The organism is Pseudobutyrivibrio xylanivorans (assembly GCF_008935055.1).
GTDB classification, from domain to species: domain Bacteria; phylum Bacillota; class Clostridia; order Lachnospirales; family Lachnospiraceae; genus Pseudobutyrivibrio; species Pseudobutyrivibrio xylanivorans_A.
On the sequence record NZ_CP043028.1, the window covers coordinates 1,350,600 to 1,374,998 of the forward strand.

Consider the following 24,399-nt stretch of genomic DNA (forward strand, 5'->3'; position numbering starts at 1 on the left):
GCGTTATAATTATCAGCTAGAAGTCATTACCCGTTTTCGGGTATTTTTCTATTGACTAATAACCACCCATCTTTGTATAATTAACTCACGGAGGCATTCTTATGGAAGATAATAGAAATATTAAAGAGAGAAAAAAACAACTTAAGCTTACAACCGCTCAGGTTGCTCAAATGGCTGGACTTCCAGTTTCTACAGTCAGCAAAATCATGACTGGTGAGACTAAGAATCCTTCATTTTTAACCATAGAAAAGATTGATAAGGCACTTGCTCATGAGGAAATGCTTCGAAGAGTTTACGCCTATTTCAAGTTATTAAAGGAATATATTGACTCACATCCAAATGACTCTGTAAATCAGATTGAATTTGAGAAGTTATATAAAAGAAATACTATCCTAAACCAAACCTCATATGAACTGACAGATTGTTCCTTAGCAATAGATACACAGCGAATAAATGTAGAATTCATCCATGAATTGGGTGAAGATAAACAGATCGAGCTTCTGAATGGTCATCTTATATATAACGAAGCGCCCAACCCAAAGCATCAAATCATGGTTCAAAGTCTTGGCAGAATTATTGACGATTTCATCCACTCAAACAATGGCAAATGCCAAATGTTTAATATAGGTATAAACCTCTATTTCGAGGAGGATGAACATACTCTGTTGATTCCCGATGTTGTTGTGCTCTGTGACGACAGCAAACTGAACGAATCAGGTGTAACAGGTGCACCTGACTGGATTATAGAGGTTGTTTCCAAATGCACCAGACATCTTGATTACAACGAAAAGATGCATAGATATATGGTTGAAGGTGTAAGGGAATACTGGATTATAGACCCTGAAAAGGAACGAGTAACTACCTACATTCAGGGTGAACCTATGATGGCCTACATATACAGTTTTGATGACGACATACCTGTGAAAATATATGATGGCAAGCTTAGTATTATCATCAATTCTATTTTAGGTTAAACTGTTCCTATATTCTTTCAAAGGTGAGTTTGTTATGAAGAAAAAATGGATTATTATCATAAGTGCTGTAATAGCAGTTTATCTGCTAGGTATAGGTATATTTGCAGCAATTGAAATATCATCCTCTCACGCTCTTGTTGATGAAGATTATAAAATGGAATTAAACCATCACAATATCTTTAAATTTGTCAAATCAGACTGGGCAAATGGAGGAGATTTCGACTGTGTATGGACACCAGATAATGTAGATTTCAGTGATGGCAAAATGATACTTACTGTGGATAAGAACGCTGAAGGATACACAGGTGGTGAATATTCCACCAACAAGACCTTTCTCTATGGCTTGTATCAGGTTCGTATGAAGCCTATTAAAAATACAGGTGTTATTTCTTCTTTTTTCACCTACATTGAGCCCACAGATGAATACGATTGGAACGAAATAGACATAGAATTTCTAGGCAAAGATACTACACAGGTTCAGTTCAACTATTATGACTTTAAAGACAACTCTCATGAGTATCTCTACGATCTTGGATTTGATGCTTCTGAGGATTATCACACTTACGGTTTCTACTGGGGCAAGGATTCTATAACCTGGTATGTGGATGGTGAGCCAGTCTACACTGCCGAAGGAAATACTCCAAACAAACCATGTAAGATTTTCATGAATGTATGGCCTGGAAAGGACCTAGAAAGCTGGGTCGGAGCCTATGATGGAACCACTCCACTTAACGCATATTATGAATGGGCATCCTATCAAAAAGTATCTTCAATTGAAGAGGCAAATTCTCTTGCAAAAGACCAGTAATCTGTGTTAGTATAGACGAGTCGATGAGCCGACATCGAGGTCGTAGATTTTTTAGTCGAGACCTTGATTCATGCGGATGTGGCGGAATTGGCAGACGCGCTAGATTTAGGTTCTAGTGTCCCCGACGTGCAGGTTCAAGTCCTGTCATCCGCATTATAAAAGAGTTCTGGAATTTTCCAGAACTCTTTTTTGTTTCATTAGAATTCACATTTTCCCACAGTCTTGAATATAAAAAAGGTTCTCTGGTCTATAAACCAGAGAACCTTGCCAATAATCAAAAATTATTTAAGTATAGAATTTGCAATGTCATGTCTCATATATTTGTTTTCAAACTGAATCCACTCAGTAGCTTCGTATGCTTTAGCACGAGCTTCAACCAAATCCTTGCCAAGAGCTGTGATACCAAGGACACGTCCACCATTTGTGACTATCTCACCCTTATCATTCTTTGCTGTTCCTGCGTGGAAGCAATAGTAATCCTTATTATTGAACTTCTCAAAGCCTGTGATTGGGAAGCCCTTCTTGTATGCTACTGGATAACCATCAGAAGCGAGCACTACGCAAACACATGCCTCATCTGAAAACTTCAAATCAACCTTATCAAGTGTGCCATCGATGCAGGCATTAAATACATCAATGATATCATTCTCAAGTCTTGGAAGAACTACCTGCGCCTCTGGGTCACCAAATCTTGCATTGTACTCAAGCACCTTTGGACCATCCTCAGTAAGCATAAGACCAAAGAAGATAACTCCCTTGAACTCTCTGCCCTCTGCCTTCATGGCATCAACAGTTGCCTGGAAAATATTCTTTTGGCAATACTCCTCAATCTCCTTTGTGAAGAATGGAGATGGTGAAAAATTGCCCATACCACCTGTATTAAGGCCTGTATCTCCATCGCCTGCACGCTTATGATCCTGAGCTGATGACATAATCTTTACAGTATTTCCATCTACAAATGAAAGAACTGAAACCTCACGGCCTGTCATGAACTCCTCGATAACCATAGTGTTTCCAGCATCACCAAACTTTTTGTCAGTCATGATTTCTGCAACGCCCTCAACAGCCTGCTCATGATTCTCACAGATAAGTACGCCTTTACCAAGAGCAAGGCCGTCAGCCTTAAGTACAATTGGATACTTTGCAGTCTCAAGATACTTTAAAGCTGCCTCAGGGTCTGTGAAGTTTTCATAGCCTGCTGTTGGGATGCCATACTTCTTCATCAAATCCTTTGAGAATGCCTTTGAACCTTCGATGATAGCTGCATTCTTTCTAGGGCCAAAGCATCTCAATCCAGCTTCTTCAAACTTATCTACAACACCACCTACAAGTGGGTCATCCATACCAATTACAGTAAGGTCAATCTCTTTTTCCTTTGCAAAAGCTACAAGCTTATCAAACTCCATAGCCTTGATGTCCACGCACTCTGCAAGCTCTGCGATGCCAGCGTTGCCTGGGGCGCAGTAAATCTTATCTACCTGTGGGCTACGTGACACTGCCAAAGCAATGGCATGTTCGCGGCCGCCACTACCTACGATCAAAACCTTCATAAACTATATCCTCCTAGTCCGCCTATACTTCATCTAGGCTCACATAATAATTTATTTTTCTAAGATATGCACTTTTCCCGCATCGACATGCACGCAACCACGAGCAATTAAATCAATCGCGCGGGGCATGATAATCCACTCTGCCTGTTCCATGACACGGCGTTGGAGTACCTCTGGGGTGTCATCCTCCAGGACTTCTACGGCCTTTTGTAAAATGATTGGGCCTGTATCGGTGCCTTCATCCACAAAGTGGCATGTAGCTCCAGTTACTTTTACACCACGGGCAAGAACTCCCTCGTGAACCTTTAGGCCATAATAGCCTGTGCCACAAAAGCTAGGTATGAGCGATGGATGAATATTGATAATCTTATATTCGTATTTACGAATCATCTCTGGTGGAATAACTACTAAGAATCCAGCCAAAACCACCAAATCAACATTATACGAATCAAGCTTCTCAAGGAATACTTTGTTGAACTCCTCACGAGTAGCAAAATCCTTTGGGCTGATACATACCCCCTCGATGCCAGCCTTTGCAGCCCGCTCTAAGGCATGGGCTTTTTTATTATTCGAAATTACAACTGCAATCTCAGTGTTATGAATCTCGCCTGATTCAATTTTATCGATTATTGCCTGGAGATTTGTACCACCTCCAGATACACATACAGCAATTTTCATATTTTCCTCCGCTTCTTACACTAACAATCCTTAGCACTCTTTGTTAGACTAGATGTCTTTACAAAGAGCACTAAGAGATTGTTAGCTAGAAGCTCATTTATCTTTAAACTAAATCTACACCCTTCTCGCCGTCGATAATTCGACCTACGACGTATGGTGTATCGCCTGCAGAACGCATAGCTTCCATTGTCTTATCAACATCAGCTGGATCTACAGCAACAATCATACCAAGTCCCATGTTGTATGTGTTGTACATCATCTGCTCAGATACGTTGCCCTTCTTAGCCATAAGCTTGAAGATTGCAGGAACCTCATAAGAATCCTTCTCTACAACGGCACGCTTCCCCTCTGGAAGCATACGTGGAATATTCTCATAGAAACCACCACCTGTGATATGTGAGCAAGCCTTTACACGAACGCCAGCATCCTTTACAGCCTTAAGAGCCTTAACGTAAATACGTGTTGGAGCAATAAGTGCCTCACCAAGAGTGCAACCAAGCTCATCATAATATGTATCAAGACTTTCCTTTGTCATTTCGAAAATCTTACGAACAAGAGAGAAACCATTTGAATGAACACCAGTAGATGCCATACCAATAAGAACATCGCCATCCTTAAGGTTCTCACCTGTGATGATATCCTTCTTATCAACGATACCTACTGCAAAACCTGCAAGATCATACTCCTCCTCAGGCATAAGACCTGGGTGCTCTGCTGTCTCGCCACCTACAAGGGCGCAGCCTGACTGCTTACATCCCTCTGCAACACCACTAACGATTGTTGCAATCTTCTCTGGGATGTTCTTGCCGCAGGCAATATAATCAAGGAAGAAAAGTGGCTCGCCACCTGCACATGCAACGTCATTTACACACATTGCAACTGCATCAATACCGATTGTGTCATGCTTATCCATAAGGAAAGCAAGCTTAACCTTTGTGCCGCAACCATCTGTACCAGATAAAAGTACTGGCTCATCCATATTCTTGATAGCGCTAAGATCAAATGCGCCTGAGAAGCCGCCAAGACCACCTAATACCTCAGGTCTCATTGTACCCTTAACGAACTTCTTCATGAGCTCCACTGACTCATATCCTGCCTCAATATCTACTCCTGAACTCTTGTAATCCATGTTTCTCTCCTTTTAAATCCTTTGGTACGCTAGCACATCCAAGTGTTTCATGCTCCCGCAGGGCACCCCTCGCACTCGTGCAAGGAAACCTCCCCGCCGGCGTGGGTTCCCCTCCTTGCACGACGCGATACTTCCCTGCTCGCGCTTACCAACTTCTGTAAGTGCTAGCTCATTAAAATATTTTAATGTATGTATACAAAAAGGAAACTCTCATAATTACAAGAGTTTCCTTTTACGTATCTAAGATAAGAAGGCACGATAGCCTTCGCTTTGTAATTTTACATCCTTCGCTTCTACGCTTTCCTTCTGCTCTACAATGAAATCGTGGAGTTTGCCTGCAAGGGCAGCGTCAGACATTGCAAGCATCTTCACTGCGAGGATACCAGCGTTTGCTCCGCCGTTAATGGCAACTGTAGCTACAGGTACACCGGTAGGCATCTGAACAATTGAATAGAGTGAATCCACTCCACCAAGGTCACTAGTCTTCATAGGGATGCCGATTACTGGGCCCTCGAAAATAGCTGCGCACATACCTGGAAGATGTGCCGCCTTTCCTGCTCCTGCAATGATGCACTGTACCCCACGGTCCTTTGCACCCTTAGCGTACTCAAAGAAAACATCTGGTTCTCTGTGCGCAGAAATAATACGCATCTCATATTCAATACCAAATTTTTCTAAAACTTCCACAGCCTTAGCCATCACAGGCATGTCGCTATCAGAACCCATAACTACACTTACTTTTGCCATAACACTATCCTCCGTTTTTCTAAATCCCACGCCAGTTACACATACAAGCCTTGGTATTGCTTTCGTCGACTACATGTCTCCTGCAGCAACACCAAGAGCTAGTCTGCTACTGGCTAGTTTTCGAATACCTCGTTAAGTACTTCCGTGCCTGGTACGACGAAGCGTCCATCGCGGATGATTTCGAGCTCGCGTCCATCAGCTGTGATTACGGTGATGTCACCAAGCTCATAATAAGGTATTGTAATATCTGTGTGGCAATTGAAATATGCCTTTGAAATATCTGTGTTACGAAGTAATGAGCACGAATTATCGCGGGCGATGCATTCCTTGCCGTCTGGGTTGTACATAGGTACATCCTCAGAGTGTGAATAGCAAGTATCACCTACTGCGAAGTGTGGACCAGTCTTTTCTGCAATGAGGATTGGAAGCTTGTCAGCGATGCCGTACTTCTGTCCCATTACGAATGCTCTGGTGTTTGTTCCAATGGCAAACTCACCGATTGGAAGTGTTTCGTGCTTGAAAAGAACATTGTCGAAGATGTACTTCTTGTTCTCTTCTTCTGTATCAAAGTTGCTGCAATTGTAAGAAACAATCTTGCCTTCCTCGAACTTCATCTCGAGGTTCTTGTAGCAAAGCTCGTTTAAGTATACCTGTGTAACATGGAGCACACCGTTTGTGCCCTCAAGCTCAGGTGATGTGAACACCTCACCAACAGGAATATTTACATCTGCAACGCAGTTCTCAAAATTAGTCTGCTTAGCTGGATTATCAAGATGATGAAGCTTTACAGTGATGTCTGTGTGATTGTCCCCACGACCTGTAACGTGAACTGTCTCGCCCTGATCAAGCACATCGATAATGTGCTGCTGGATGTTCTTGTAAAGCTCGTAATCCATTGTATTAACAGCGACAGTCTCGTTGAAAATCTCGTTGAACTGCTCGCCGATTTCAGGGATTGGATAAGCGATAATTGTGAAGCTGCGCTCCTCTCCGTGAATGTACTGATTTGTAATCTGACCGCTCTGGCTCATGAAGTAAACATTGAGCTCGTTCTGCTTGTCTGTATACTCAGCATTTGCAGGGAAATTCTTTGGCTCAAATGGAGCATCTCCGAATGTCTCGATTACAGCTGGACCACCAAATACTGCTGCAAGCTCCTTGTTCTTTTCAAATGTATTCTTAACAACCTCCAGAATTCTATCTGCAAGTCCCTTATCCCAAACATAAGCTACATCATCCTTGTGGTCGTACTCGCATTGCTTGTTAGGAACAGTAGAGAAAAGATTGCGCCCCTCTGTGCCACCAAAACGAACTGTAGCAGCAAGACCTGCCTCGTTGAAAAGCTTAATAGCCTCACGAGTCATAAGCTCGAAACCAGCTGGAGCATGTACACCAACTGTATCCTTTATAGAGATATCTTTTCCACATACCTCAAAGCCCTTGATGTAGCCTTCCACATATGTACGAGCCATAGCAACCACATCCTCATGTGGCATACTGCGAAGGTGTGCAGCCATCTTAAGCTCGTTTTCGCTGATGTACATACCATATCTGTAAAGATATCTATCATCTGAAAGATCTGATTTCATAATGATATTTCTATAGAAATCATACTCTGGATCAATCATTCCAACAAAAACTTCTGCAGTGAAGATTGTGCAATAGTCGTGTTTAAATGAAGCCATTGCAGAAATGATATCCTCTCTGCGAAACTTATCATCACTCTCCACCTGACAAACACCATAAACCTGCATAAAAAGCTCACAGAAAATAGTGAATATATCAAGACGTCCAGCAAAAGCTGCACGAATCATATCTGTTAATCTATAATAGATTGCTGAAAGTGGACCACCAAGCTGCTCTCCAAGCTCTGCCACAGCATAAGTTGGGCAAAGGAAGCTGTTCTCGTATGTGCCAGCCTTGTAGATAGCAAAGATTCTATCGTGGTCAGCTTTGCACTCTTCAAGTGAACGATTCTCAAGCTCACCTGCAACAGCCTTATCCATAACAATTTCAACTGTCTGTATGAACTCAGCAACCTGATTGAAATAAGCCTGAAGGTTCTCAGGTAAATCCTTGTCCTCGTTAATAGTAGCGATGCGATCTGTCACAAGCTCATAGCGCTCGATGACATCGTCATTTTCTGTGTAAAATGTCTTGCTCATAGTTCTAAAAATTCTCCCTTAGTTTATTAACCCCAGTACAATTGGTGTAATCCAAATAATAAGTGTCACTGCGCTGATAGACAGGCAGGTAACGCGGTACTTAATCTCGGTCTTTGTCTTCATCTGACCGATGTTGAAAATAAGTGACCCCAGCGCAACAAAAAAGCCAAGCATTCCGATACCACCGATGAAGTTTGGTGTCTCACCCTTCATATAAACAGATACGCCGATTATTGCGCCATATATAACTAATGTAAAAAGCGAAACTCCTGAAGCATACATAGCCTCAACCGGAAGGGCCTTCAGCTGATTGCCCGAAGAGCTGCGCCTATGAGGACGAATTCTTCCCATTACTGTACTCCGTACTCCTTATAATATGCATCGATTCGAGACTTCATCTCGTCATCGATGACTACCTTGCCCTGGCACTCTCTGTTCCAAAGATGCTCCACGACCTCGTCCATTGAAACGATGGCACCTGTCTTGAAACCATAAGTCTCAGCAACTTCATCAAGAGCTGACTTTGACTTGTCTCCTGAAAGACCAACCTCCTGACGATTAAGTGAAACCATAAGACCAACGATTTCAACATCACCCTGTGCGCGAACGATTGGAACTGTCTCTTCCATTGACTTGCCTGAGGTTGTAACATCCTCAATCATGACAACTCTGTCGCCATCCTTTATTTTATAGCCAAGGAGTGAACCCATGTCTGCACCATGGTCCTTTTCTTCCTTACGATTGCTACAATATTTAATCTCCTTGCCGTAAAGCTTGTAGAACGCTTCAGCTGTGATTACTGCAAGTGGAATGCCCTTGTAGGCTGGTCCAAAAAGCACATCGAAATCATCCCCGTAGGCATTGTGAATAGCCTTTGCATAGTACTCGCCAAGACGGGTAAGCTGGCTACCTGTAACATAGGCTCCCGCATTCATAAAAAAAGGAGACTTCCGCCCTGATTTCAGTGTAAAATCACCGAATTTGAGGACATCAGACTCCACCATAAACTCTATAAATTCTGACTTGTAGCTTTCCATAAGTATTCTCCTATAAAACACTGCAATTTAAAACCTCTCAGATTGTACCATACCCGCCTCAATATAACAACTAAAAAACTCCAAAGTCCGCTGGTTACACTTACAAGCTCATTGAATACTTTTCACGGTTCACTAAAAAAAGTGCCAGGTAAACGTATTACCTGACACCTTCAAATACATTAGCATTATTTACTTTTCACGAGACATTAATGACGCTGAAATTGCTGCTACGCATGGCACGGTGCCAATGATACCGACTGAGCCTGCTATAGCTCTAATGAGCTCGATAGCTACGAAGTCGGTGTTAATAAGCTGGGTGAAGGATACGCCATAAGAATAGATGAGCACCATCATATTCAAGGCTCCACCAACGTATGCAAGCACCAGGGTGTTTGCCATAGTTCCCATAGCATCACGTCCGATATTCATACCTGCGGCAAATAAGTCCTTGAAGCCAAGCTTTGAGTTTGCCTCGTGGACCTCGCTGATAGCTGAAGAAATGGACATCGCAATATCCATTACCGCACCCATGGCAGCAATTAGAATTCCACTGATGAACAGTCCTCTAAGCTGAATAGGATTAGTCGATTTTACAAGTAACAATGCTTCTGCCTCGTCCATCTGGAAGGTTGTAACACCTCCCACCTTAGCTGCTATTGCTCCAAGAAATGCTGCAATCAAAACTCCTGCAAGGGAGCCAAGTGCTGCCGCAATTGTTTTCTTTTGAATTCCACCAATGAGCAAAAAGCATACTGCCGATGTGACAAATACAATTCCGATAGTAAGAGGAATCGGCGATACCCCCTTTAATGTGAGTGGAAGCAACACAAAGATTATGGCAACTACCGTATACACAAGTCCAATAAATGCCTTCAATCCCTGCTTTCCACCTAGCAACAGAAGTACACCAAAGAACACTACGACAAGCCCAATGGTAAGTGGGATTCTGTTGTAGTTGTAAATGCTTATGGTGTATTCATTCACATCACTGGTGTCAATTCTGACACTGACTGTATCCCCTTTTGAAACATCCACATTGTAGAGCGCACTGAAATAGTTTGTAACCTTGCAAACATCGCCCTTATAACGGCCAGTAAGGATTTCAACCTCAAGCTCAGCGCTACCCTTCTTTACATTTTCTACATCAGCATCAATCGTAGTATTATCCTCTAAAACAGAAAGAACTCTAGCAGTCTCATATTCGACGCCAGAGCTCTCTGTAATGGTATATTTAGGTCTGTCGGTGTTGGCATAAATTATTACGCCAACACTTAAGACCAAAAATACTACGACTGATACAATTTTAATTATCAGTTCGTTTTTCATTTTACTTTCCTAACAGTTTTGATAACCAAGCAAACTTGCCTGCCTTAGCCAAGATTGCTGCTGCGCCTGCTAAGATTATAACAGAACCAGCTGCAACTGGCACTACTGGGAATGACTTTTCTTCACCAGCTGCTGGTGTCTCTTCCTCAGTAACTGTCTCAGGCTGTGGATCAAGTGAAGCCTCAGCTACATCTTCAGTAGTATCCTCTTCTATCTCTGCACCTGCAACAATTTCTTCTGAAGCTTCCTCAACAGCCTCTTCTGTATTATTGTTGATAACTGCATCTCTGCGAGCTCTATGTCTGTTAACAATTCCTCTGAGTGCCTTACCAATTGGTGTATTCTCAATTGGAGCAAGGACTGCATCAACTACCTTATCAACAACGTTTGTGATTGCCTTAACTACTTTGCTAATGTTAGCACTTGCAGAGCCGCCGTTGTTTCCGCCATTGCTTGGCTTCTCTGGCTCTGGAGTAGGAGTTGGCTCTACGCTTGGTGTAGGCTCAGCCTCTGTTGCAAGAACAATGTCATCACAGTTGCGAACTCTGAATACAGGAACTGAAACATCAGAATCTCCCTCTGGGTGCATGTAAAGCACACCAGCTGCTGTAACCTTAGCTCCAACCTTTACGAAATCACCAATAGTGTTAATGCCTGTTGTGCCAGACTTGATGTAACCATCGATGAAGATAGCTGCCTCAACACCTGTTGAATCCTTGAGCCAGAACTCAGCTACTGTTCCGTCATCGTTGAACTCAACACGAGTAACCTCACCTGTTGTCTGAAGAAGCTGACCACCGAGATTCTCATAATCCATAGCTGTCTTTGTATCAACTACCTTTGGTGCCCATACGTATGGCTCATCATCAAGAATCTTAGATGAGATAACCTTGAGCTCCTTATCACCCTGATACTGTGAAACATATCCAACAATACGCATCTTTGTACCAATTGCAAGACCTGCTGTTGCATATGGGAAGATATCCATACCGCCTGTCTCATCCTGAATGTAGATTGTGTCGAAGAAGGTTGTGTTCTCGTTATCGGTACCAGATGTTACATAACCCTCAACAGCAAATACCTCATTCATCTTACCTGCACGAGCCTCTGCGATTGTAGCTGTTGGAAGCTCTACTGTAACACCATCAAGGATGTTGTTAACGATTGTGTGGTTTGTATATGGAAGAGAATCGTTGTTGTCCATCTCTGCCTTTACTTCGAAGTCTGAAATGAATACGCCACCAGCTACGAAGATGTCACCACCAGCCTTTGTATGCTGTGTTGCAAGGAATGTAACATTGCCAAGGTTGTCATTCTTGATTCCCTTAACTCCGTTATCAAGTGCACCTGGCTGTGCATTTCCAGTAGCATCCTTGCAGTCTACTGAATAAGTTGTATCAAAGCCATTTACAAGCCACTGTGCCTCGTCTACAAAATCTGTAGCCTTAGCATTTGAAATATCAACTGAGCAGCCTGAGTACTGGCTGTATTTCTGACCTTCACTTAAGCCCTTAAGGAAGCCTGACTCTACATTGTAAGTAGTAGGATACATTCTGTATACCTGACCACCGTTATTTGTGTCGTCACAAACCTCATCAGAACCCATGCGGATTGTAGCGCCAATAGCTTCAAGAAGCTTGTTCTGCTCTGTAGCTGTCTGGCCGTCTGTTGTATCTGAGTAATCAGCAAGACCACATACGATTACAGAACCACCATTTGCTACATAATCCTTAACCATAGCAATAAACTCATCACTATAGTGTGAAACTGTGTAATCACCAGCATTTGCTGTACCGCTCTTCTTTGCAGGAGCTGAAACAACAAGTAATGCGCATTTTTCAAGCATCTCTGGTGTAATTTCCTTTGTCTCAACCTGAGCGCGGATATTCTTCATAGCGCAGATTGAAATGAAAGCTGACATGTTGCCGCCATAGTAGCCAGTAACATAGTCATTGTAATGTGTACCATCGATAATTACGTCTGTGACCATCTCAGGAACTGCGTAGCTAACCTGGAGCTTATCAGTATATACCTTCTTAACTCCATTTAATGTAGCGTAAACTGTTACCTCGTAAGTAACCTGGCCAGCCTCGTTATAAACGAAGTCTGTCTTATAGGTTGCTGTACCCTGTGATGCAACAGATGTAAGACCTGCTTCCTCACCTGAAAGGCTTACAACCTCTGTCTCCTTGTTATCCACATCCTTAAGAACGATATCAATGTGGTCGATTGTAAGAGCTTCTGACTCATTGTTGTATAAATCAACATTTACATCAAGGCTCTCACCCTTTACAGGAAGAACTGTGTTTGTGTATGTCTTGTTGATACCACAAGCCTCAACCTCACCTACCCATACAGGAGCTGTAACAGCGATATCGCCATCATCCTCTGTAATCTTGAGGTAGTAGTATGAATAGCTTGAAGGTACCTCGAATGTAACTGTCTCTTCGTTTGTAGAAACATTCTGAGCTGCAATTGACTGACCACCGTTTACGATAACCTCAACGCGACCAATCTTTGAATCTGTAGGATCAGAAATCTCTGCCTTGAGCTCTACAGTATCACCTACTGCATCCTTCTCAAGGATTGTACCCATGATGTTGTTATCAAGTGTGTAATATACGCTAAGGTCGTTATCCTCTGTTGCGTAAATACGATAATTTCTCATTGCATCATAGATAGCATTTTCATCATTTGTATCAGCAAGCATTACTGTACGTGCTGTATTGGCATCGCCCCACTTACCCTTGTGGTTATCCTGGTTGTTAGTAGGAGCTACGTGCCATCCCTTATCAAGGGCACGAGTGTAGTACTCGTATGATGGGAAGTAACCTGAAGAACCGATTGTTCCTTCACCGTTACCAACCTCAATCATTGTGATTAATGCGTCATTCTCCTCTGAATAGTAAGAGAAATCCTGGAAGTCACCGAAGGTTGTACCTGGGTGGTTGAACTGGCTGATTGAATCAGGAACAGTTCTAAGTGCAGCATAGTAGTTATTTAATGCTGTTGAATATGTGCTAAATGCTGTCTGTGTACGGCTCTGGAAACCTGGTGTGTTGAAGGTGTTCATATGACCAAGTCCGTTTGACCATGTCATCTCATAACCGTATGCACATGTAAACTTGTCTGTAGAGTACTGCTTAACAAGGTTGTGAGCGTATGTCCACTCATCTGTATCAGCCTTATCAACGTTCTCTGTAATCTTTGACTCCTTCTCATTGTCGATTGAGTTAGAGTGGTCTGTGATTACTGTAAAGTCCATGTTTGGAACCTTTGTTACATGCTCCAAAGCGTCCTTAAGTGAACCAGCACCGTCAGAAATATTTGTGTGTGAGTGAATCTGACCAAAGTAAATGTTGTACTTGTCATTAAGCTTCTTTGTAAACTTAAGTGTTGAAACTGCGCTGTCTACATAGCCCTTCTTTGTAGCCTTTACCTGAAGCTGTGATGGAAGCTCCTTAAGCTGGAATGAACCTGTATATTCAACCCAGTCATCATGCTCTTCCTCAGCCTTCTCCTCAGAAGCTGACTCCTCAGATTTGTTTTCATCTACTGAAGTATTATCATCAGCTGCAATCTCTTCATCTGTACGATATCTATAGTAGATTGTTGCGCCCTCAGTCTTAGACTTGAGTGTAATCTTCTGACCTTCAAATACTGCTCCGCCGTTTGGTGCTGCCTTTACAGCTGCAACCTGAGCCTGAGTGTACTGATATCTAACTGTGATACTCTTTGTAAGACCATTTTTTGTAGCGTATGCAGAAACTGTTGCTGGAAGCTTTGTAAGCTCAACCTTCTTTTCTGCATCATACTTTGCATAGTCGCTGCCATTTACTGAGTAGAAAATGTCTGCGTCTGCTGTTGCTGATGTAAGCTCGATTAATTTGCCCTCAGCAACGTCGCCACCTGCTGGGTTTGCCTTAACAAATCCACAAATGTCATTTGAAACAACTGGGTTACCCACAACCTTAACTGTGTCAAGGCGAATTGTTCCACCACTTGTTGGCTCCTTCTTGCCCTGAGCATCCATGTTTCCTGTTGGAACAAGTCTGATGTAGAGCTTCTCTGCATTTGCTGCTGCATTTGGAACATCAAATGTAAAGTTTACATAATATGTAGGTGCTAAAGAAGGCTTTGCAATACCATCTGTGATATCACCTGAACCAGAAACCTCGAATGGCTCCTGAACTGCCTTGCCGTTCTCGTCAACCTTGTCGCCAGCCTTGTAAGCTGTGTACTTGTATGAATAAGTACCTGTCTTAAGATCCTTGAAGCTCTCACCATTTGTAGAATACTGCATCTGGAATGCACCTGATGCTGTCTTAGAAGCACGCATTCTGAATGAAAGCTTTGCATTGCCATAACCTGTTGTAGAAAGTGCAAACTGCATATAGTCAGTAGCCTTTGCTACACCAGTTGAACCCATATAGAAGCTTGTTGAACCAGTTGTTGTGCTGGTTGCAGATGTGTATGGCTGTGAAAACTTGCCATCTACAACTGCTGTGTACTTAACGTTCTTGTCAAGCATATCGTTGGTCTCGTATAAGTCACCATTGATATACTCTTTTGCTGTCTCAACATCATCATAGTGTGCATTTCCTGCCCACTGTGCGATTGTAAGCTCGTCCTCAGCGTAGTCAAGCTTAACTGTCTTCTCGCCCTCTTCAAGAGCGTAGAAGCTGAACTCATAAGCGTTAGATGCCTTGAATCCATAAAGTGAGAAGCCACTGTAGTACTCAAGAGCCTGCACGCTTGAACCAACCTTTGCGAATGCATTCTTTAAGTAGTACTTGCCTTCTGCACTTGCAGCCTCCTGAGTCCAAAGGCTATTGTCTGTCTTCTCATCAGCAAGTACAAGATTTGCTAAAGTCTTTGTCTTGCCATTTGCCTCTGTTTCAACAAGACTTCCTGTGAGATACTTGTCATCAGCTGTCTTGAATGAATAGTAGCCGTTATCATCAACTGCAACTGTAAGAACTGCTGCATTTAAATCCTTTGTCTCAAGAGTTCCATCCTCTGAAACTTCAACTTCTACATCCTTGAGCTTACCATTTGTGGTAGCCTCTGATGTCATAAGCTTCTTTCCTGCTGGATAGTAAACAACTACCTGATCACCATCGTAAAGCTCTCTTGTAAGGAGCTTACCAATTGTGTTATCTGTAGGCTCATCCTTTTTCTCTCCAAGAGTTGGATAAGTGTAAGCTGTAAGAAGGAATGCATCCTTTTTGTCACCAGCCACATAGCTGTAAGTTGTGAATGCGTTGTAGTACTCAATGTACTGAGCCTTATCGATGTCCTTCTTCTTGTCATGATATACAGCATTTACATTCTTTACTAAGAAAGAACCGTCCTCCTCAGACTCGATTGTCCAAAGGCTGTACTCGTTCTTCTCTGCCTCGAATAAAAGGCTACTTCCTGTCTTACCAGATGTAAGATACTTAGTTGTAAGTGTATCACCATCAATGATATCTGATGTGATGTAAAACTCGCCGTCCTTCTCAGCCTTTACAAGCTTAAGCTTTGCAATTGTAGGCTGCTCCTCAGCGATAGCGAGATGATTATCCTCGTTGATTGTTGTATCAACAGCTGCAAGCTTCTTGCCTGAAGCAGTTGTTGAAAGAACCTTTTCATTATTGAATGCAAGAACAAATTCCTGCTCCTCATCAAGCTTTGAAATATCTGTAATCTTTGAACCTGCTGCAAGCTTGTACTCGAAAGTAGCTACTTCGCTCTTCTCATCATCGAGTCTTGCCTGAGCATAGATTGTTGTATCCTTTGTTACTTCGATTGCTTCCTTATAAGCGCTGAACTTATCGTCGTCGCCTGTAAGGTTGTAGTAAATCTTAGCATCTTCAGTCTCGCATGTAAGCTCAACCTTTGTGCCAAAATCAACATCGCCTGCCTCTACTGAAACCTTTGGTGCAGCAACTGTAACAGTCTCGCCTGCAACCTTTGATGTGAGCTTGTAGAATGCAAGTGTCTGGCCCTTTGTGTTGCCAGTAGTGTTTGTGTATGCACGCCAGTCTGACTTGTTATAAACCCCAAGGTAACGGACTGCATCCTTTGAATCTGTAGCAGCAAGATATCCATCTACAACATCCCACTTAGCTCCCACTAAATCCTTTGGAGCCTTGGCAGCTCTTATACCATTGTTTGTTGCAGTAGTATAAAGATAATCAGAACCATTTGTAATAGTATAGAAAGTCTTTGTAACAGTTTCTTCCTGCTCCTCTTCTTTCTTTTCTTCTTCCTTATCTTTATCCTCGTCCTTTACTTCCTCTGTCTCTGCCTTCTCAACAGTATCAGCTTTCTTATCCTCTGTTACTGTTTCATCAGCCTTTGACTCAGACTCTGTCTTAACCTCTGAAGTTCCCTTAACCTCTTCAGACTCAGAATCCTTTTTCTCCTCTGTTGAAGACTTCTCCTCTGTTGAAGACTTCTCCTCAGCAGGAGCTTCTTCTTTCTCCTCTGCTGATTCTTCAGAAACCTTTGATTCCTGAACTGTAGTTACTTCTGCCTCAGTATTGCTTACGGCATTCTTAACTACCTTCTCCTCAACAGTATTCTTTGTAATTGTCCAAGCGTAATCCTTGTCGCTGCCATCAGCGATTGTAAGAGCACCATTATCAACTGTTCCTTGAACAGCAACTGGAGCTTTTCCTGTAGATGCGTTTGGTAATACATAGGTTTCGCCATCAGAAGTTGTCATTGTGATGGCAATAGAATCACTAGATGTGATGTCGGATAGACTGACTTTAGTCCAGATATGATGTGTCTCTTCAGCCATAGAAACGAAAGAAACATCGGTGTAAGCTAGGGAAACCACCATTAATAAAGAAAGAACTAAAGAAAGCCCTCTACGAGCCAGTTTTTTCATTACCTATCCTCTCCTCCTTAAACATTTTTGACACACCCAACAAAAAAGACGATCTCCATTCCCAACCATCATTATTTGAATTGCTTAAATGATTTGGTATATGTCGATCGTACTTTCAAATCGTTATGTCGTGTAATGCTAGAGTAACATTACATAGTCGCCTTTTCAATAGAAAATTCACACAATGTTCACATTTCATCATAATGTACAAAATTTTTACAATGTTCTGTGCTTTTTAGTGGTTGCCGATAATATTCCCAAACTTAAATTGTGTTTTAGCTACTTTCAATTAAATCTTTAGTCTGATAAAACAGTAACATGACACTTTGCTACAGTTAAGGGTCAATGGTAAAATAGGTGTTGAATTATTAAGTATCACAAAGGGGATTCTGATGAGAAAAAAAGAATTAGCTCTTATTGTAATAGAAAGATTAAGAAAGGAATATCCCGACAGCGACTGCACCCTCGACTATGATGATGCATGGAAGCTGTTGGTCTCTGTACGCCTTGCTGCCCAGTGCACCGATGCCAGAGTAAATGAAATCGTTCCTTCATTATATGAAAAGTTTCCTACAATATCTGCCTTGGCTGATGCCGACGTAGCTGAGGTTGAGGCAATTGTACGTCCTTGTGGCCTTGGCAAATCAAAAGCCAAAGATATAGTGGCCTGCATGAGAATGCTTAGAGATGTTTACGACTGCAAAGTTCCTGACACCATGGAGGATTTACTGAAGCTTCCAGGTGTTGGTCGTAAGTCCGCAAACCTGATTCTTGGAGACGTGTTTGGTCAGCCTGCCATCGTAACCGACACCCACGCCATTCGTCTTTCAAACCGCATCGGCCTTGTGGACAACGAAAAAGATCCAACCAAAGTCGAAATGGCTTTACGCAAAATAATACCACCAGAAGATGGCAATGATTTATGCCATCGTCTGGTGGATCATGGTCGTGCCATCTGCACCGCACGCACAGCACCTTACTGTGACAAGTGCTGTCTTGCGGATGTGTGCAAAAAGCGGATATAGAACCACGTAAAAAAAGTAGGCCACCTCGAAAGGCGGCCTTAATCAAATTTATGCTGTTCTATGTCTATTATTATGTTTCTTTATCTTATGCGTGTGTTGAGACACTGACTCAGTCTTCTGCTCAAATGCTGCAAGGTCAGGATTATCTCTGTGATTTTTGCAATAGTTTTCATAAACAGGAGTTTTATGCTTCTGACTTTCCCAGATTTCATCAGCGACGGGAGCCCATTCTTTTGCATAGTCGTCGGCTTTTTCACAGAGATGTTCAACAGATTCTGGCGATTCCAAATTTGTCTGGCACGCACCAGTTTCATTTACCATCTTGCGGAGAAGCTCAGGGTTTTCAAGCATAGGGCAAGGTCTTAAATGATTTCTGTTGAATGGCTGTCCTTCGTGATAAGCCATGAATAGCGGGCTCTGCAATATTTCTAAAATAGATTTCTCGCGTATGTTTGAATCTGAATAGTGAATAAACACGCATGGTTCAGCATCCCCATTGGAGTTGATATGGAAATAGTTGCGACCACCTGCGATGCAACCACCAACAAATTCTCCATCGTTCTGAAAGTCCATTGGGAAGAACTCAATGTCACTTTTATCGGAACGAATTTCACGTATTCTTTCTATCATCTTTCTTCGCTGTTCTACTGTAGGCATCAATTCCTTAACAGCATTGTTTCCAACTGGCATGTAGTGGAAATAAAAACCGAAGCGTGCGCCCTTAGATGCAATAAAGCGAAGGAAATCGTCACTAGTGACGGCTTCAATATTATCTCTTGTATAGCAAATCGAAGTGCCATAGACAATCCCGTATTTCTTTAAAAGATCCATGGCCTTCATTACGGCATCATAATGGCCTTCACCTCTACGTTTATCATTTGTCTCTGGCGTGCCTTCTATAGAAAGCATAAATGTAAGATTTCCTAACTCAACGACCTTTTTACAAAGCTCCTCATCAATAAAAGTTGAATTTGAATATGCAGCAAAGAAGCAATCATTATGCTTCTCACAAAGTCTAATAATGTCCTTCTTTGCGCACATTGGCTCTCCCCCTGTCATCATATAGACATAAACACCAAGCGCCTTACCCTCAGTGACGATTTTATCCATATCCTCAAAGCTCAGCTTTGCCTTATGTCCATATGTACCTGACCAACAACCAACACAATGCATATTACAAGCCATTGTTGGATCAAATAATATCAACCAAGGGATGTTGCAATTGTATTTTTCTCTGTTGGCACGAATCATTTTAGTTCCCCTGAAAAAGGCTTCGTATCCGAGATTTAGCGCCATCTTATGAACATACTTTGGATTAGATTCATCGATAACCTTGTTAATAAAGTTAACCCAGCGGTTATCTGAATTTTGAAATGCCTTTCGAACTTTATCCAGGCTCTCTTTTTTAGCACCATCTTTCCCCCAAAACTTTTCAGCGTAATCGATTAGCTGCAGATAGTAATCAGTTCTGTGGGAGTTGTCATTTAAGTTACTTAAGAATTTGTGTATAGCAAGAGAAAAAGTTTCTCGCTGAATTGAATGTTTTATACTTGCAATTGTGTTTGCCATTATTCTACCTCCATCTACAAATAACCTTCTTTAAGTTAATGGTAGGCTGAATAGCCAGATACAGCAATAATCATCAATTGAGTTGTGTTGACAAAAGATATACATTACTAAAAATATGTATATCAACCTGAATTTACTGGCAAAATCCTATCTATGATGATATAATTCTGAACATTGCTGACTTAAAATATAGTGATTAAGATTCAAACACATAGATATGGAGGAAAATAGATTGTTTGGCTTTACTATAGGTAGGGATGTAGTAAACATAGGTAGGCAAAAAGAGCTTGATTGGGCAAAGGCTTTCACAATTATAGTTATGGTTATAATCCATACATATGAGCAGCTTAGCGTAATTGATGCAGAAGAGATTCCAACAGACCTCTTTAGAATAATTCTTGAATTTTTAGCAGGTCCACTTGGGGCACCAGTTTTTATGTTTGCGATGGGAGTAGGTATTGTTTATTCAAAGAATAATCAGCCAACGAAGATGACTCGCCGTGGACTTCTTCTTGTTAGAAATGGTTACCTTTTAAACTTTTTTAAGGGAACAGTGCCAGTACTTATTGCTATGGCCCTTGGAGTTACTGCTCCAATCACGATTGTAGGGTCATTGTTTATTGTTAGTATTCTTCAATTTGCTGGAATGGCCTTCCTTACAATTGCCCTTATGAAAAGACGTAAAGTTTCTCTGCCAGTCATGTTTATAATTGCTATCGTGTTATCAATTGCTGGTGCGATGTTAGCAAAGATTGATATGAGCAGTTCATGGCTTCAATATTTCTTTGGGCTTTTCTTCATGACAAATGACATTACAACATTTCCACTTTTCCTGTGGCTCTATTATCCTTTGCTTGGTATGGCTTTTGCTAGTTTGCTACGTCGTGTCACAGATAAGGGAAGCTTTTATTTCAGGATATTACTTACAGGTATAACAGGGACAATTCTTGTATCGGTTATTTATATTTTTGCTGGAATAGATATCAAAACAATGTTTATGCTTTCGGGCAGAGTGTTCTATGCACAGACAATCCTGCATTATATTTTCACAACATTTGTAATTATGATTGCGCTTCCAATTTATTATGGATGTTCTAAATATATTAGATTTGCTCCAATAGAAAAAATGGTAGCTTATCTGGGAAACAATCTACCAACAATTTATATTGTTCAATGGATTGTTATCCACTATGTTCAGGGAATTATGACAACTCTTGGTATACCTTGGTTTGAGAAACCAATGATTATTCCAGCAGGACTAGTAATTGTAGTTGTATCTGTTAGTATTACAGCTTTATGGAGAAAAATAAGAATCGGGAAATAATCCAAAGGTCATCTCAATGAGGTGGCCTTAATTTTTTCTATACTTAATATTTGTGTTGTTTCAAAAGCAGGAACACTTAAGTGTGAATTGTTTCATCATCCAAAATGTAATATCATATAAAATATGAGTGATTGCCTTATTTTTCACATTGATGTAAATAGTGCGTTTGTTTCATGGTCCGCTGTTGAGCAATTGCATAACGGTGGGCCTGATTTGCGTGAAATACCATCAATCGTAGGTGGCGACCCAAATTCCAGAACGGGTATTGTTGCAGCCAAGTCCATCCCTGCGAAGAAATATGGAATAACCACTGGTGAACCAGTTAGCATGGCTCTCAGAAAATGCCCTAATCTTGTTATTGCAAGAAGCAATTTTGATTGGTATGTCAAATGCTCCAGAGCTTTTAAGGCAATATGCCAGGAGTATACTCCCACCATGCAGTCCTTTTCTATAGATGAAGTTTTCCTGGATATGTCCGGAATGCATCTTATCTATCCTGACCCAATAAAAACAGCCTATGAGATAAAGGACAGAATAAAAAACGAACTGGGCTTTACAGTTAATGTTGGCATTGCTGAAAACAAACTCTGTGCGAAGATGGCAAGTGATTTTGAGAAGCCTGACAAGGTTCACACGCTTTTCCCGGATGAAATTGCTAAAAAGATGTGGCCTCTACCAGTAGGCGAATTATTCACTTGCGGAAAGGCTTCGGCCGCCAGATTAAATAGCTATAATATTAAGACCATCGGCGCATTGGCTAATACTTCCTTGGAACAGCTGATGCTGATATTCAGCGAGCGAGGGGCAATTCATTTTCATAACTACGCAAATGGAATCGACGATTCTCCCGTGATAGACGAGCCTGAGGATGCTAAGGGGTATTCCGCAGAAACAACTGTAGAAGATGATTTGGTTGATTTGGAAAGTATTAATAGAATCCTCTTGGCCCAAGCAGACATTGTTGCAGCCAGAATGAGGGCAGATGAAGGAAAATGCCGTTGTGTCGGGGTTACATTTAGAAATCTTGATTTTGTAAACAAATCTCACCAAAAAAAATTGCCAGATTCTACAGACGTAACAGATGTGATTTTTAAAACTGCAAAGGAACTCATTCGAGAAAGCTGGCATGGTGAACCACTGCGACTTATAGGGCTTTCTTTGACAGACATTGATAGAGATGGTTTTGAGCAGCTGTCCCTTTTTGAAGACACTGATAAAGAGAAGCGAAAAGCTTTAGATTCAACCCTTGATTTAATACGCGGCAAGTTTGGAAATGCCGCTATTCAAAGGGCTAGCACCATTGATACTTCAGGGCGAATCAATCGAAAATTCAAGGCAGAACAGAATAATGATATAGAAAATAATAAGGGCCATCTCTGACGAGATGGCCTTCTCTAGTTGCATCTACTTATTTTTCTATGATTTATATCCTTCCACTTTCCTTCATTTCTTTTTCAAAAGCTTCCGGATTCTTCAAATAATAGTCTTGATGCTCTTCCTCAGCTGGATAGAATGATTTAAATGGTTCAAGTGCAATCTGTACCTTCTTCCCTGACTCTGCTTCGAGCTGAGCGATTCGCTGTTCAGCCAGTTTCCTCTCAGATTCATTCTTATAGTAGATTGCCAACGTATAAGAGAAACCTTTGTCAATAAACTGGCCTTCACTATCAAATGGGTCTACATTGGCTAAATAGATTTCCAACAGCTTTTCGTAAGAAACATTATTATCATCATAAGTGAGCTCTATTGTTTCCCTGTGGCCTGTTCGCTGAGCTTTTACATCCTCATAGGTAGGATTCGGCTCCTCACCACCGCTGTATCCACAAACCACACTATCCACTCCATAGATTTTATAAATCGGTGTCACGCACCAAAAGCATCCACCTGCAAAATATGACTTCATCTAATTATTCTCCTATTAGAAATTACTTCCATTCCATCCCCAGTCACTTACAGGGTGATAGGTAACATATACTGCACTGCCTGGAATTCCAAGCTTTTCTTCAAACAAATCACAAATCTGACCTGTCAGCTTATCGTAGGAAGCGGCTGGCGCATTTCCATATAAACTAACCGAAACATAAGCTCCCTTCTCAAGCTTCTTTCCACCTAGCCACAAATCATAGGCATCATCAATTCCTACCATAAGGTAGGTCTCTGTCTTGTTAAGAGTTGTTATTAACTTTCCAAGCTCAGTCTTGAGTTCTTCCTTCAGCTCAGCTGTAACTGGTACTGTAATCTTTGAATCAATAAATGGCATTTTTCTTCCTCCCTTTTTCTTGTAAATTATGCGGTAGCATCTATTACTTCTGGACATATTCCATGCCAGAATGTCATTCCATTTTATCAAAAGATGTCTACCACAGTCACATTCCCTCGTTTCTAATTGATAAAATTCTTTGAATTTCACCAGATTTTATCAATCTTCAAATGCAATTACAATACTTGTTGGTATTGCATTGATAAAAATAGGCTCTCACAAGAAATTTTTATCAATAACAAGCCATGAAATCCCCTATCTATGTTCACAAATTGATAAATCAAAGGCATAGCTCACCACGAACTCATTTTTAATTGAATTTTGCCAACCTGTATACAGATAAAAGCATCTATCAATCACTCTCAAGGTGTAATTTCTGATATTTGACTATTTCACAGGCACGCAGTGCTTGTCATTGATATCGCATACCTTCTGCACACGGCGGCGATACTTCTCTTCCATAAGAGGGGCTGTATTGAGCCAGGTCTTCACAACCTCCATAGCCATAAGACCGCCAATAATCTTTGCGCCAAGGCAAAGGATATTAGAATCTGTATGCTGTCTTGCAAGAGTAGCGCACAGTGGGTCCTGGCAAACCGCTGCATAGCAGCCATTAATCTTATTTGCAATAAGGGCGCTGCCATAGCCAACTCCATCACAGAAGATTCCACGTTCACATTCGCCCTTTGCTACCGCAAGAGCTGCAGGATAAACAAAATCTGAAAGGTCACAGCTTTCTCCATCATAGGTTCCGAAATCTACAACCTCATAGCCATTACTTTCAAGATAAGCCTTTATCTCATTCTTCATTTCTGTTCCAGCATGATCATTTGCCATTGCTATCTTCATATTCTCTACCTCCAAAGGTTTATTTAAACAATGTAACAACCTTAAAGTATCACAAAAATGTGTAAAAATATAGAGCGC

Annotated in this window: 18 protein-coding genes and 1 tRNA gene; 6 read left to right on the forward strand and 13 right to left on the reverse strand. The window is 41.5% G+C overall.

Annotated features, from left to right (window positions below):
* Window positions 1–101: 101 nt before the first annotated feature.
* The 3 genes from FXF36_RS06230 (at window position 102) to FXF36_RS06240 (ending at window position 1,935) form a co-directional block, all read left to right on the forward strand.
* Window positions 102–974 (forward strand): Uma2 family endonuclease, encoded by an 873-nt coding sequence (locus FXF36_RS06230; protein WP_151622971.1) that lies wholly within the window; start codon window positions 102–104, stop codon window positions 972–974.
* Between the two features lie 34 nt (window positions 975–1,008).
* Complete coding sequence (locus FXF36_RS06235; RefSeq protein WP_151622972.1) at window positions 1,009–1,782, forward strand: family 16 glycosylhydrolase; 774 nt, start codon at window positions 1,009–1,011, stop codon at window positions 1,780–1,782.
* 72 nt (window positions 1,783–1,854) lie between these two features.
* Window positions 1,855–1,935: transfer RNA gene (locus FXF36_RS06240), tRNA-Leu, on the forward strand.
* Between the two features lie 128 nt (window positions 1,936–2,063).
* Here the strand turns inward: FXF36_RS06240 and purD are convergent.
* The 9 genes from purD to FXF36_RS06285 all read right to left on the reverse strand — a co-directional run bounded on the left by purD (window position 2,064) and on the right by FXF36_RS06285 (window position 17,294).
* Window positions 2,064–3,332, reverse strand: a complete 1,269-nt coding sequence (purD, locus tag FXF36_RS06245) for a phosphoribosylamine--glycine ligase (protein ID WP_151622973.1) — start codon at window positions 3,330–3,332, stop codon at window positions 2,064–2,066.
* Window positions 3,333–3,383: 51 nt separating this feature from the next.
* Entirely contained in the window at window positions 3,384–4,010 is a 627-nt protein-coding gene (purN, locus tag FXF36_RS06250) for a phosphoribosylglycinamide formyltransferase (RefSeq protein WP_151622974.1), read from the reverse strand.
* A gap of 103 nt (window positions 4,011–4,113) precedes the next feature.
* Complete coding sequence (gene purM, locus FXF36_RS06255; protein WP_151622975.1) at window positions 4,114–5,139, reverse strand: phosphoribosylformylglycinamidine cyclo-ligase; 1,026 nt, start codon at window positions 5,137–5,139, stop codon at window positions 4,114–4,116.
* Window positions 5,140–5,379: 240 nt separating this feature from the next.
* Window positions 5,380–5,886, reverse strand: coding sequence for a 5-(carboxyamino)imidazole ribonucleotide mutase (gene purE, locus FXF36_RS06260; protein WP_151622976.1), 507 nt, complete (start codon window positions 5,884–5,886; stop codon window positions 5,380–5,382).
* 113 nt (window positions 5,887–5,999) lie between these two features.
* Window positions 6,000–8,051 carry an aminopeptidase gene (locus FXF36_RS06265; protein ID WP_151622977.1) on the reverse strand — a complete coding sequence of 684 codons (2,052 nt, stop codon included), beginning with the start codon at window positions 8,049–8,051 and terminating at the stop codon, window positions 6,000–6,002.
* Between the two features lie 18 nt (window positions 8,052–8,069).
* A complete protein-coding gene (locus FXF36_RS06270) occupies window positions 8,070–8,402 on the reverse strand; it encodes a hypothetical protein (RefSeq protein ID WP_151622978.1) in 333 nt (110 codons plus the stop codon).
* A complete protein-coding gene (pyrE, locus tag FXF36_RS06275) occupies window positions 8,402–9,088 on the reverse strand; it encodes an orotate phosphoribosyltransferase (protein ID WP_151622979.1) in 687 nt (228 codons plus the stop codon). The genes FXF36_RS06270 and pyrE overlap by 1 nt, the downstream gene beginning before the upstream one ends.
* Window positions 9,089–9,277: 189 nt before the next feature.
* The gene (locus FXF36_RS06280) at window positions 9,278–10,414 is read right to left on the reverse strand and encodes a YibE/F family protein (protein ID WP_151622980.1); all 1,137 of its coding nucleotides are present in this window, start codon (window positions 10,412–10,414) and stop codon (window positions 9,278–9,280) included.
* Between the two features lies 1 nt (window position 10,415).
* Entirely contained in the window at window positions 10,416–17,294 is a 6,879-nt protein-coding gene (locus tag FXF36_RS06285) for a CehA/McbA family metallohydrolase (protein ID WP_151622981.1), read from the reverse strand.
* Window positions 17,295–17,686: 392 nt separating this feature from the next.
* Here FXF36_RS06285 and FXF36_RS06290 point away from each other — a divergent pair, with 392 nt between their 5' ends.
* Complete coding sequence (locus FXF36_RS06290) at window positions 17,687–18,319, forward strand: endonuclease III domain-containing protein (protein ID WP_151622982.1); 633 nt, start codon at window positions 17,687–17,689, stop codon at window positions 18,317–18,319.
* Between the two features lie 48 nt (window positions 18,320–18,367).
* Here the strand turns inward: FXF36_RS06290 and FXF36_RS06295 are convergent, their stop codons facing one another.
* Window positions 18,368–19,888, reverse strand: a complete 1,521-nt coding sequence (locus FXF36_RS06295; protein WP_151622983.1) for a radical SAM/SPASM domain-containing protein — start codon at window positions 19,886–19,888, stop codon at window positions 18,368–18,370.
* Window positions 19,889–20,120: 232 nt separating this feature from the next.
* On the opposite strand from FXF36_RS06295, the gene FXF36_RS06300 reads away from it, so the two are divergent.
* Window positions 20,121–21,212 (forward strand): acyltransferase family protein, encoded by a 1,092-nt coding sequence (locus FXF36_RS06300; RefSeq protein WP_167511307.1) that lies wholly within the window; start codon window positions 20,121–20,123, stop codon window positions 21,210–21,212.
* A gap of 123 nt (window positions 21,213–21,335) precedes the next feature.
* Window positions 21,336–22,592 (forward strand): DNA polymerase Y family protein, encoded by a 1,257-nt coding sequence (locus FXF36_RS06305; protein ID WP_151622985.1) that lies wholly within the window; start codon window positions 21,336–21,338, stop codon window positions 22,590–22,592.
* Between the two features lie 43 nt (window positions 22,593–22,635).
* Here FXF36_RS06305 and msrA read toward each other — a convergent pair whose 3' ends face one another.
* The 3 genes from msrA to FXF36_RS06320 all read right to left on the reverse strand — a co-directional run bounded on the left by msrA (window position 22,636) and on the right by FXF36_RS06320 (window position 24,321).
* Entirely contained in the window at window positions 22,636–23,115 is a 480-nt protein-coding gene (msrA, locus tag FXF36_RS06310) for a peptide-methionine (S)-S-oxide reductase MsrA (protein ID WP_151622986.1), read from the reverse strand.
* Window positions 23,116–23,130: 15 nt separating this feature from the next.
* Window positions 23,131–23,472: a phenylpyruvate tautomerase MIF-related protein gene (locus FXF36_RS06315; protein ID WP_151622987.1), complete on the reverse strand. Its 342-nt coding sequence runs from the start codon at window positions 23,470–23,472 to the stop codon at window positions 23,131–23,133.
* A gap of 387 nt (window positions 23,473–23,859) precedes the next feature.
* Window positions 23,860–24,321 (reverse strand): RpiB/LacA/LacB family sugar-phosphate isomerase, encoded by a 462-nt coding sequence (locus FXF36_RS06320; RefSeq protein WP_151622988.1) that lies wholly within the window; start codon window positions 24,319–24,321, stop codon window positions 23,860–23,862.
* Window positions 24,322–24,399 lie beyond the last annotated feature (78 nt).